This is a genomic window from Ruegeria sp. BHSB064 (assembly GCF_059613205.1).
In genome coordinates this window covers 1-9,710 of record NZ_JBXWSB010000142.1, presented here as the reverse complement: position 1 = coordinate 9,710, position 9,710 = coordinate 1, and the positions used below count along the sequence as shown (strand labels likewise).

Below are 9,710 nucleotides of genomic sequence, written 5' to 3'. Positions count from 1 at the left end.
TGTGAAATATGCCTTTGATCAATATGTTCTGGACACAAACCGCCTGCAATTGACGCGGGAAGAGGTTCCCATTGCAACCGAGCCGCAAGTATTCGCGCTGCTTCGGCATCTTATCGAAAACCGCGAACGTGTCGTCTCGAAAGACGAGATTTTTTCGGTCATCTGGAAAGATCGGATCGTTTCAGATGCTGCCCTGAGCAGCAGGGTCAAAGCGGTGCGGGCTGCAATCGGAGACGACGGCGCGCGTCAAGCTCTGGTGCGAACTGTACACGGGCGTGGCTTCCAATTTGTTGGCACCGTTGAGGAAGCCCATGACAAGACCGGCGCTGCAACAGTCTTGTCGCAACCCTCCATTGCCATCATGACGACGTCAATGGTGCATCCGACAGATGCTCAACGAGCCTTTGGTGAAGGGTTAGAGGACGATATCAGCGCGGCCATTGGTCGAGTGGGAACGATTTATGTCGCGCGTTGTTCGGGTCAGAGCGACGCAAGAGAAGCGGCACAGGATTTGGGCGTTCGATACGTGCTTGGGCTCAAGCTGCGCTTTTCTGGCAATGCCTTTCGTCTCAACGCATCGCTGTTGCATGCGGGACGGCAAGCAGAGGTTTGGGCAGACCGCTTTGAAGGGCAGCTTGAGGACCCCTTTGAAGCGCAAGATCAGGTTGTGGCCGCCATCTTGGGCCGCCTGGTGCCGAACATAATGATGGTCGAAGTGCAACGCGCCTTGGCGGAAGCCGACGTTACGGACGCATATCATGAACTCTTAAGGGCGACGCCCCTTTGCATGCGAATGGACGCGGAAGACAATCGGCAGGCGGTGATCCACTTGCGGCGCGCATTGGACCTGGATCCGGACCATGCTTTGTCGCACGCCATGCTGGCGTGGTGCCTTGGGCAGCAGGCGATGTCTGATTGGGCACCGGATGGCCCAACAGCGCTTGCAGAAGCGATGGAGCATGGAAAATACGCGCTGAACCTGGCGCCGCGCGACACATTGGTCCTGACTTTCGTAGCCACTGCTGAAGTGGCCGCAGGGCAACATTTGGCAGCGCGCCACCATCTTGAGTCGGCGCTTGAACTGGATCCCAGCCTGGCTTGGGCCTGGGCGATGTTGGGGGCCGTTGAGACCTTTGCCGGGAACATGAACGAAGCGGTTGCCAACTACGAAAGAGCGCTGCGCCTGAGCCCGCATGATCCGATGCGATTTAGCTATTACTTCGGCATCGGCGCTGCCCGATACGGATTGGGCGAATATGAAGATGCATTGCCACTACTTGAACAAGGCTACATTGAAGCCCCGGGCTCTACATGGGCACCGCGGTTGATCTTGGCCTGTGCGGCCGAACTTGGCTTGGCAGAAAAGATGCACGCCATGGCTGAGACTGTCCGCGCTGTCAGGCCGGATGCCACGGCCGAGAAACTCGTTGCCGCGAGTGTCGTGAAAGATCAGGCATACCGTGATCGCATGCTCAATTCATTTCGCAAGGCAGGTTTTTGAAAACACTGGTCCCGCGCCTACGGCTCATGCGACCTTTCTGTTTGGTTGATAATGTCTCAGGCGCGCAATTTGTGTTTCGCCAAATCCACGCAAAGAAACTGTCTCGGCCTCGCCAATCTTGAAGTCATCGATCAATTCGTCGCGCATGGACTCGCAGATCGTGATCTCCATGGGGTTTGACTGAGCCTGCAAACGCGCGGCCATGTTCACCGCTGGTCCGAAGACATCGTAGACGTATTTCTGAACACCAACCACCGAACCCACGACAGAGCCGCTGGCGATACCGATGCGAGCACGCCATGTGTGCGGGTGGGTTTGATTGCGCCTCTCCAGAAAGCGCATCATTTTTGACGCGACACGCGCCGCAGAAAGCGCATGATCTGGCGTGGAATGCGGTAATCCAGTCACCGCCATATAGCAGTCGCCGATGGTTTTGATCCGCTCGCTGCCGTGCTGCTCACCAATCTGATCGAATGCTGTGAAAATAGAGTTGAGTTCAGAAACGGTTACATTCGGGTCGCCCGCTGCGGCCATCTTCGTAAATCCGACAAAATCCAGCATGATGACCGTGACCGGCTCGAACAATCGAGGCGTGACACACCCGAAGGTCATGAATTCCTCGTAAACCGATTTTGGCATCATGTTCAAAAGCAGTTTTTCAACCCGCCTGTTTTGCCGTTCGAGCTCTCGGGTGCGCTTGTCAACCATAGCTGCATAGCTGTCGATCATGGCTTCTGTCTCGCGAAGGCGCGAGATGTTATGACCTTCGATGACGATCAACCTGTTGCCCTCGTGTTCTGCTTCATGGGCACTGAGTTCAACGACCAAAGTACGATGTTTAACCTTCGTGCGAACCTCCACCGGCTCCCTGTCTGGCAGGTCTTTCAATATGAAGGACAGGTCCAAATTCAATACCTGGCCCTGTGCCGCATCGCTGAACCATGTCTCAAACGTTTGGTTCTGCGAAACGATGACGCCGCTGTCAGCGTCAACGATGCAGATGCCAACATTGATGGAACCAAGTAGCCTCGCGCTGATGTCTTGTATCTGCATGGAACTACCTGACAATAAGCGAACGGCGCGCTTCAACGGCGCAAAGCGTTTTGGAAAGATCGTCCGGAGCAAAGCCCGCTTCGGTCAGCGTCTCGCTCAGAAGCGCTATGATTTCATCGAATTGCGCGTTTGTGACGGTCAAGTGGCGATGTGCGCTCACCAGTCGTTGATCTGTGTAATTCGCAGGACCCCCCAATATTGACGCGAAGAATTTCGTCTGGTGATCAATCAATTTGGCCATGTCGACGTCGTCGAAAAAAGGACCCACAATATCGCTGTCCAGCACTCGGTCATAAAAGTCGATGATGACCTTATGCAAAGCACGCATACCGCCGTATTTGTCAAAAAGCGGGAGTGTTCTTTTGAATTCGGAACGCCCAAGCATGAATGGTCTCCTGAAAATGTTGGCCCGGTGGAATCCCACCGGGCTGAGGGCTTTTTCAAGCGCGGTGAATGATGACCTCGGCATATTCCGCCGGAACAATCATGGCCTGAGTGTCAGTCGAGTAATTCCGGGCAACTGCGATCAGGTCCGCCGCGAGTTGCGGTGCCCGGTCGCCGACAGCGGCAAAAGCCTTGTGCATGGGGCCGTAAACTTCGCGCCAGCGGTCCACCCAGTGTTGAGGTGAGCGTTCGCGGAAAGTGAAATGACGTCTTGTGATTTGGATCCTTTTGGCCTGTGCACCAAAAAGTTCGTGCAAACGGGCTTCAGTGCCCCACTCCAACGGCGAGCGAACGCCAGGCATCGGGGGTACATGTCGTCCGATGGTCCGGAACACTTCGCCAACGAAACTTTCCGGCGTCCAGTTGGCAAGACCGATGGTGCCTCCACTACGACAAACGCGCAGCATTTCATCGGCGGCCACCTGTTGGTTGGCCGTAAACATGACCCCGAACGTAGAGGTTACGTGATCAAAGGACGCCGTTTCAAAAGGCAGATCTTCTGCATCCGCTTCTCGAAAAGCAACCGCCAGGTGCTCGGCCTTGGCGCGGGCGGCACCGGCACGCAATAGACTTGCAACATAGTCCGTGGAAACGACATCGCAGTGCCGCCGCGCGGCCGCAAGAGTCGCATTGCCGTTTCCTGCAGCCACATCCAGAACGCGCGCGTCTGGGCGCAAATCCATGGATTCGGCAAGAGTTTCTCCAACAATCTGCAAGGTAACGCCAACGGCCGCGTAATCGCCAGAAGACCATGTTGCGTGTTGCTTTGATTTTACCGCGGCCAAATCAGGTGCGGCAGGAAGTGTGGCTGCTGTGTTCATTGTCTGTCTCCATTGATTTCGCTTTCAATGGAAATACTCTTGCCAAAAGTTCGGAGTTGAACCTTGAAGGAGACGTGTAGATTACCTGATGTTTTCTGCAGATTTGCCAGTTTCTGGCAGTTTCGGTCGAGATCAGAGGGCTCCTCGACGTACGTGGTGCCATGCTAAATTGAGTTCGACGATTACCGCTGACAAATCTCCGCTATGCGGGTGCGGCTGCAACGTCCGGATTGAATGTTCAGTGTCTGGAGTGGGCCGCCCGTGAATCCCCATTGAGATAACAACACGATCCCGCCTTCTAACTGATTGCGCGCGCTGTCCCGCGAGCCAATCTGACCGGCGTCAATCGCAGCTAAGAAGCAGGCAATTTGAATTTCTACGCTGTCGGCATCCAAGTCGATTTCGGCGACACTTGCGGCCATGGACGAGCTATACCCCGCGAAGGTAGCACGCTTGGCTTTCGTGATAGGTGCCTGAAAAGACGCTTCAACCGACAGGCCCCCTAAACTGTTCGAACGCTGCCCGGAGATTGTCCCGTCCAGCTCTTGTAGGCATTTGTAAACGCAGCCTGATCGGAGTAGCCGAGTGCGAACGCAATTTCAGACAGGCTCAGCTTGGGGTCATCAAGATACTGCTCGGCCAGCCTTGCGCGAATGTCTTTTAGAAGTTGTTTGTAGCTCGTGCGCTCCTTGGCAAGCTTGCGACCCAGTGTACTGACGCTCATCCCCAGCGTAGTCGCGATTTCATCTTGCGTGGGTGCACTGAATGACAGTCGCGATGTGATCTCGCCCTGCACCAGCGCACTCGTTTCCCCGATGATTGGCGGCAGGTCTTTCATCAGGTTTTGCACATGCGTTTCAAGATGCAACAGCAAGGCTGGGTCCGTGTCCTTGATGGGAACATCCATCACGGTCTTTTCGAACAATATTCCCGGAACACGCTGGTTTTGTTTGACTGTGACCGACAAGGCATCCGAGATCAGAGTGCACTTTTCCTCGCTCATCTTATGCGGAAACCGTATCTCCAGCACCGGCAAGGGCGTTTCAGCTGCAATTTGAAGACTGGTCAAAAAGGCGGAAACCCGAAACTCGTTGTGAGCCCCGGCAGACCGCAATACCTGAGCAACGGAATCTATCTCAAGGAACACACCGCGCTCTTCTTCATAGAACGACATTTTGGCGAAACCCGCGCCACACGTACGTAGGTAACGGCTTTTTCAATCGCCGCACCAACAGTCGGCGAGTTCAAAACGACATAGCTGAGTAACGTCGTTTTTCTTGGGTTGAATGTCTTGCCAGCAAAGATCGCAAACAGGGGATCTCCGGTCTCTTCGATCGCTAGGTCCAGAAGGCGTTGCTCATTGCGAACATCGACGAAGTTTGGCGGTGCATCGAGAACATCCACCGAGAGGTTGACCGACCTCAAGAGCTTAGCAACATCTGAACCGCGATTATCCAGAAGCTTGGCTATGTGATGCACGCCAAAACCCGGAACATTCCAAGACTGGCTATCAGTATTCACGTCGCTTTTTGTCATCCTGATACGTTGCCTGAGACTGACCCACTGAAAACTCGGGGGACTTTTTGGTTTTGGGCAATAATAGACAGGCTCCAAAAGCTATGCCAAGCAAAGGTTTGCAGGCTGGCACAAGGGCAACCGTACGGAAGTGCGTCGACTTGACGGAAATTCCCAAAAAACTGAGCTCCTCTCACAATATCTAAGCCCAGCGCGTTCCTAGATTGGAGATGTAATCGAACGACAAGGAGATTAAATAAAATGGAACGCTTCAGCACATTCACAAAACACGTCATTGCACCGGCACTGGTGATTGCTCTGACAGCAGGATCCGCCATGGCAGGGCCGGGTCACCACGCTGTAGCCGCACATCACGGCGCCAAAATCAGCCACTCGGAAACATTGACCGGCACGGCGCATGAATCAACGGATATGACAACAACCGTTACCGGAAAAATTGTTAACCTCATTGCCAACCTGTCTCCGTTGGACGCGACGCAAGATTTGGGCAGCTCCAAGGTCGTTTCGCCCGTCATCGGCAACGCTGTCAATCATGCGGCAACGCCCTCTCCGCTTGAAGCTACGCAGGATGCGGGTGCCGGGGCCGTCGATACAAGTGGGAAACTGCTTCAATCACAGCACGCCAGTGGGGACTTCTACTTGGACGGCGAGTCGCATTTCCAGTCCGCGCCCACGGTTCAAAACAACGGCCTTGCCGATACCAGTAAACAGGTTGGCGATGCTGATGGAACCATCAAACAGGATGCGGAACAAAAGGTTCAGGACATGTCAGCAAGTCAGTACCTCGATGCGATTGCGCAAGCCGCTGGCGGCGTCCTCAAGGTCAAACAATGGCAAGATAACCCCAACAAACCCCCAATCGGGCGCCCTTAAACGAAATGCAACGGAACCAGGTTCCTGAATCCACGTTGGCCAGGTCAGTTCTTTGACCCGGCCACTTCATACCGGCTCAAATGATCTCGTTCACTTGGTTGTCGCAACTTTCCATATAGTGACGCGTGTCAAATTATTCCGCGCACACGTGTATCTCTGCCTCAATCGGTCGAGCCCCCTGGGTGCTTAAAGGATGATCTCAGAAACAGCTTCAAGGCCGCTTGCAACTGCCCGTTCCGAAAGTGCGATATGCCGATACGAAAAGCATCGTCCATTGGTACTAGTTTAGTTTGGGTCAGGTCGTTTTCTCGTTGCGTGGCAAGGTCCGTACCCGCCGTATGACGACGCAAAACTTCAGAAACCGGCCAATCAACCACTTGATGAAACGCGTGAACCCGATGCCGCTCCGGAACTCAAACTCTTCATAGTGGAACCGTCGCGAAGTTATGCCGTAGTGCGTCAGCCCAGCCTTAAGCGACACCCGAAGACTGGCTGGGCCACAGAACGAAACCTTGGCCTGCGACAGGTTCGGCCCAACTGAGTCGGAAATCTGTTTTGCGCTGATCCGCTGACCTTCATTCGAGACCACAAGGTGCAGTTGCAAATTTGGCTTCACCCGGGCCAGGGCTTCAATTTCTTCCAGATGCGGTGCGTCTGAGCGCGATTTGACACAATAAAAGAGGGTCACAGGCTCGCTATTGGTATCCAGCGCATCGGCCCAGGCCAGAAAGGGTGTGATACCGATGCCTCCTGCCACCCAGACCTCAGGTCTTTTGCCGGCGTGGCGGAACCTTCCAAATGGCCCCTGAACATGCACCAACTGATCCTCTTTCAACACGCTTTTCAAATTGGCGGTATAGTCCCCAAGCGACTTAATCGTCACGCGAAGATCGCCGTCCGAGCCGATCTTTGAAAAACTGAACGGGTGAGGTTCGTGTTTTCCAGCACCGGTGAATCGCAGGACGCCAAACTGCCCGGGCACCGGGCCTAGCCCTTCTCCCTCGGGCTCCAACGTGATGGCAAGCGCTCCGCCGGTCGTTTCAAGCTTTGAGATTTTGTAGCGGTAAGACGGGCGCAACCTGTCCGGAAGCAACATCCACAGGTAAGCGGCCACACCAGCCACACAGAACAAACCTGTGTAAAGCCCGACAGGATCGGTCATCGCAAAGGGTTTCGTGATAAGAAAGAAATGCAGAGCGCCAACGGCAAACAGAGCACCCATCGCTTTGTGCGACCATTTCCACAGGTGGTATGGCACGAAGGTCGCCACTGAGAGAAGAACCAACAGGAGAAGACCATACAGGCTTATTTCGCCGAGTGACTCAGCAAAGTCGTTTAATGCGGTTTCGCGACCCAACCCGGGTATTTCAGCCCCTATCGTATCGTGCATAAGTAAGGCCGCCATGGCCACGATACCTGACCATTTATGCAGGATATAAACCCGGTCCAGCCCACCGAACAGATGCTCGATACCCCTCAGACGCGTGGACAGAATCTGACCCCACGCCATGAGGATAAGTGCAGCAAGACCCAAATACTGCGAAAACAATGCGGCTCGGTCCGTGATGCCTGGCAGGGAAAAGAGCTGATTTGCCGGAATAAGCGTTGTTGCACAGATCAGAATGAGGCCAATTGGATTCATCTCGGGTCCTTTTTGAGAATGGGGTTGTCTTTACCTGAGAAGCTGTTGCATCCGACAAAATTGGCCTTTCGGCAGAATTCAAGCGGCATAGGTCGAAAGTTTATGCCTTTAAGTGCGCTGGGTTTGACCAAACCGGCAGAGCTCATATCAATCTCACTACGGTGTCTGGCTGCGGCGCCCTTAAATAAGCTTGTGGACCACCTTTTGAGCGGCCTAAGTTGGTCCACAGAGATAGTTATTTGGAAGGTTGCTATCTCAGGGCCGCATCCGAGGGCATTGTCAGGTCATTTTCGATGGCTCGCCAGCGCCAATGCATCTTGCCGATGATAACGATCACGACCTCGTCCAGATGCCATTTGTCGGCCGGTCGCGGCCGATCCCGTCGGACCTTCGCGGCAAATTGAACACCAAAACGTGCCCCCTAAACTCTAACCGTTTCGTAGGAAACCGTGACGCCCCACGCCGCCAACAGATTTTCAACGACACGAAGACTGAGAGCAAAGCGATGGCTCGCCCAGCCCGCATAGCCGATGATCACGCGCGGGAAACGGAAGCCCTTGAGACGAGAAAGATCTGACGGATTTAACATGACGTCGCGCTATAACGGCAAGTCGGCTTCAACAACCTGACAATGCCCCGTCCGGTAATAATGCCCGCGGCCAGTGCAGACGATGAAATGGCAGCAACCAATTAACGGTCAAGTACTTGGAAACACGCCCGATCTGTCTTCAGCTTCAAAGAAAGGTCCAATGTGAACGGAAGATGAATAGTGTGTTCAGTATCCATTCAGACAACTTTGGTCATACTTGCCATTGCTAGGCCTGATCGATCGTACGCGAAAATGGATATATTGTGATATAGTAATGTTTGTGCAGTAAGGCCATCGTCCGATTCTCCGCGTATTTCGATCTGGCGTTGATCTTAGTGTTGTGTTGAGGGTTAAAAGGTTTTTGGCATGCGTGTGCTGTTTCTTTTGTTCGGACTTGTAGTTTTCCCGACATCGGCGTTGGCTTACATCGGGCCAGGTGCTGGCTTAGGCGCAATTGGTACGCTCATTGCACTATTTGGTGCAGTACTGCTCGCGTTCGTCGGATTCGTTTGGTACCCGCTCAAACGCTTGGTGAAGCGCAGAAAAGCTTCCGACAAGACAGCTACTGAGAACTCAGATACCGACTTATGACTGTTGCAGTTGGCTTGGTATCAGTTGGCCTTTTTGTTTTGGCATTGAGAGAATTTCGCGTCATCCCAAATGCGAAAGAAGCAATTGATGTCGCCAAGGGCGCTCTGGCCGTGATGCGCGACCAGGACCTCAACGAAGCTTCCCGCGAAGCAGAGGTACAACAGGCGTCGCTGCGAATGTTTGGTTGTTTCGGGCAAATTCTTTGGCGGTTTGCGGCGGTAATTGTGGTAACGGCCTTGCCGATTGTCTCAGCAGATGCTGCAGGTATTGCAAGCAGATCAGATGTTTTAGCCTGGCTGCTTCACCCGGGTGTTATCGCCTTAATTTCCTTGTTAATTATTGCAATCTGGGGTTTGAGCTCGTGGCTAAAAAGTTTGAAGTAAAATATGGCCGGACTGAGCGGATAATACACCGATTGGCGTTTTCGAGTGCTTCGGTCCAGTTGGCGGCGTCCGACATTGAAGACCGCATGATGGCCGAGCGTTTCGCGAATGCGAATGACAAAAACCCGGTACTGATAACTTCTTTGGCGCGCGCTGGCACGACATTGGTGCTCGAGCTGTTGTCTCAGCTTCCCGAACTCGCGTCACATACTTATCGAGATATGCCATTTGTTCTTTCACCTCTGTTGTGGAACCGGTTTTCCCGCCGATTTCAGAA

Annotated in this window: 12 protein-coding genes and 1 pseudogene; 5 read left to right on the top strand and 8 right to left on the bottom strand. The window is 53.7% G+C overall.

Features of this window, described 5'->3' with window-relative positions:
* Positions 1-1,501, top strand: a 1,501-nt coding sequence (locus AC2FNU_RS21665) for a winged helix-turn-helix domain-containing tetratricopeptide repeat protein (protein WP_496792369.1), incomplete at its 5' end; no start/stop codon positions are given.
* A 24-nt stretch (positions 1,502-1,525) separates the two neighbouring features.
* On the opposite strand, the gene AC2FNU_RS21660 is transcribed toward AC2FNU_RS21665, so the two are convergent.
* The 6 genes from AC2FNU_RS21660 to AC2FNU_RS21635 all read right to left on the bottom strand — a co-directional run bounded on the left by AC2FNU_RS21660 (position 1,526) and on the right by AC2FNU_RS21635 (position 5,355).
* Positions 1,526-2,554 carry an adenylate/guanylate cyclase domain-containing protein gene (locus tag AC2FNU_RS21660; protein ID WP_496792367.1) on the bottom strand — a complete coding sequence of 343 codons (1,029 nt, stop codon included), beginning with the start codon at positions 2,552-2,554 and terminating at the stop codon, positions 1,526-1,528.
* A gap of 4 nt (positions 2,555-2,558) precedes the next feature.
* Entirely contained in the window at positions 2,559-2,939 is a 381-nt protein-coding gene (locus AC2FNU_RS21655; RefSeq protein ID WP_496792365.1) for a group I truncated hemoglobin, read from the bottom strand.
* A gap of 55 nt (positions 2,940-2,994) precedes the next feature.
* On the bottom strand, positions 2,995-3,819 hold the full coding sequence (locus AC2FNU_RS21650) for a class I SAM-dependent methyltransferase (protein WP_496792363.1): 825 nt from the start codon (positions 3,817-3,819) through the stop codon (positions 2,995-2,997).
* Between the two features lie 182 nt (positions 3,820-4,001).
* Positions 4,002-4,316 (bottom strand): molybdopterin cofactor-binding domain-containing protein, encoded by a 315-nt coding sequence (locus AC2FNU_RS21645; RefSeq protein ID WP_496792371.1) that lies wholly within the window; start codon positions 4,314-4,316, stop codon positions 4,002-4,004.
* A gap of 5 nt (positions 4,317-4,321) precedes the next feature.
* Entirely contained in the window at positions 4,322-4,993 is a 672-nt protein-coding gene (locus AC2FNU_RS21640; RefSeq protein WP_496792359.1) for a helix-turn-helix domain-containing protein, read from the bottom strand.
* Positions 4,951-5,355, bottom strand: coding sequence for an AraC family transcriptional regulator ligand-binding domain-containing protein (locus tag AC2FNU_RS21635; protein ID WP_496792356.1), 405 nt, complete (start codon positions 5,353-5,355; stop codon positions 4,951-4,953). The genes AC2FNU_RS21640 and AC2FNU_RS21635 overlap by 43 nt, the downstream gene beginning before the upstream one ends.
* A gap of 240 nt (positions 5,356-5,595) precedes the next feature.
* On the opposite strand from AC2FNU_RS21635, the gene AC2FNU_RS21630 reads away from it, so the two are divergent.
* Positions 5,596-6,228 carry a hypothetical protein gene (locus AC2FNU_RS21630; protein WP_496792352.1) on the top strand — a complete coding sequence of 211 codons (633 nt, stop codon included), beginning with the start codon at positions 5,596-5,598 and terminating at the stop codon, positions 6,226-6,228.
* A gap of 295 nt (positions 6,229-6,523) precedes the next feature.
* Here AC2FNU_RS21630 and AC2FNU_RS21625 read toward each other — a convergent pair whose 3' ends face one another.
* Both AC2FNU_RS21625 and AC2FNU_RS21620 read right to left on the bottom strand, forming a co-directional pair.
* Entirely contained in the window at positions 6,524-7,870 is a 1,347-nt protein-coding gene (locus AC2FNU_RS21625; protein WP_496792350.1) for a ferredoxin reductase family protein, read from the bottom strand.
* Positions 7,871-8,159: 289 nt separating this feature from the next.
* Positions 8,160-8,459, bottom strand: a pseudogene (locus tag AC2FNU_RS21620) (transposase family protein); the annotation flags it as partial.
* A 366-nt stretch (positions 8,460-8,825) separates the two neighbouring features.
* On the opposite strand from AC2FNU_RS21620, the gene AC2FNU_RS21615 reads away from it, so the two are divergent.
* The 3 genes from AC2FNU_RS21615 to AC2FNU_RS21605 all read left to right on the top strand — a co-directional run.
* On the top strand, positions 8,826-9,050 hold the full coding sequence (locus AC2FNU_RS21615) for a hypothetical protein (protein WP_496792347.1): 225 nt from the start codon (positions 8,826-8,828) through the stop codon (positions 9,048-9,050).
* A complete protein-coding gene (locus AC2FNU_RS21610; protein ID WP_496792344.1) occupies positions 9,047-9,433 on the top strand; it encodes a hypothetical protein in 387 nt (128 codons plus the stop codon). Before AC2FNU_RS21615 ends, AC2FNU_RS21610 begins: the two co-directional genes overlap by 4 nt.
* A partial coding sequence (locus AC2FNU_RS21605; RefSeq protein WP_496792342.1) for a hypothetical protein occupies positions 9,412-9,710 on the top strand: 299 nt, incomplete at its 3' end. The genes AC2FNU_RS21610 and AC2FNU_RS21605, both read left to right, overlap by 22 nt.

Bases quoted from the DNA above. Each gene is read 5' to 3' on its own strand.
- AC2FNU_RS21660 (WP_496792367.1), bottom strand. From the start codon at position 2,554: ATGCAGATACAAGACATCAGCGCGAGGCTACTTGGTTCCATCAATGTT.
- AC2FNU_RS21655 (WP_496792365.1), bottom strand. From the start codon at position 2,939: ATGCTTGGGCGTTCCGAATTCAAAAGAACACTCCCGCTTTTTGACAAA.
- AC2FNU_RS21650 (WP_496792363.1), bottom strand. From the start codon at position 3,819: ATGAACACAGCAGCCACACTTCCTGCCGCACCTGATTTGGCCGCGGTA.
- AC2FNU_RS21640 (WP_496792359.1), bottom strand. From the start codon at position 4,993: ATGTCGTTCTATGAAGAAGAGCGCGGTGTGTTCCTTGAGATAGATTCC.
- AC2FNU_RS21635 (WP_496792356.1), bottom strand. From the start codon at position 5,355: ATGACAAAAAGCGACGTGAATACTGATAGCCAGTCTTGGAATGTTCCG.
- AC2FNU_RS21630 (WP_496792352.1), top strand. From the start codon at position 5,596: ATGGAACGCTTCAGCACATTCACAAAACACGTCATTGCACCGGCACTG.
- AC2FNU_RS21625 (WP_496792350.1), bottom strand. From the start codon at position 7,870: ATGAATCCAATTGGCCTCATTCTGATCTGTGCAACAACGCTTATTCCG.
- AC2FNU_RS21615 (WP_496792347.1), top strand. From the start codon at position 8,826: ATGCGTGTGCTGTTTCTTTTGTTCGGACTTGTAGTTTTCCCGACATCG.
- AC2FNU_RS21610 (WP_496792344.1), top strand. From the start codon at position 9,047: ATGACTGTTGCAGTTGGCTTGGTATCAGTTGGCCTTTTTGTTTTGGCA.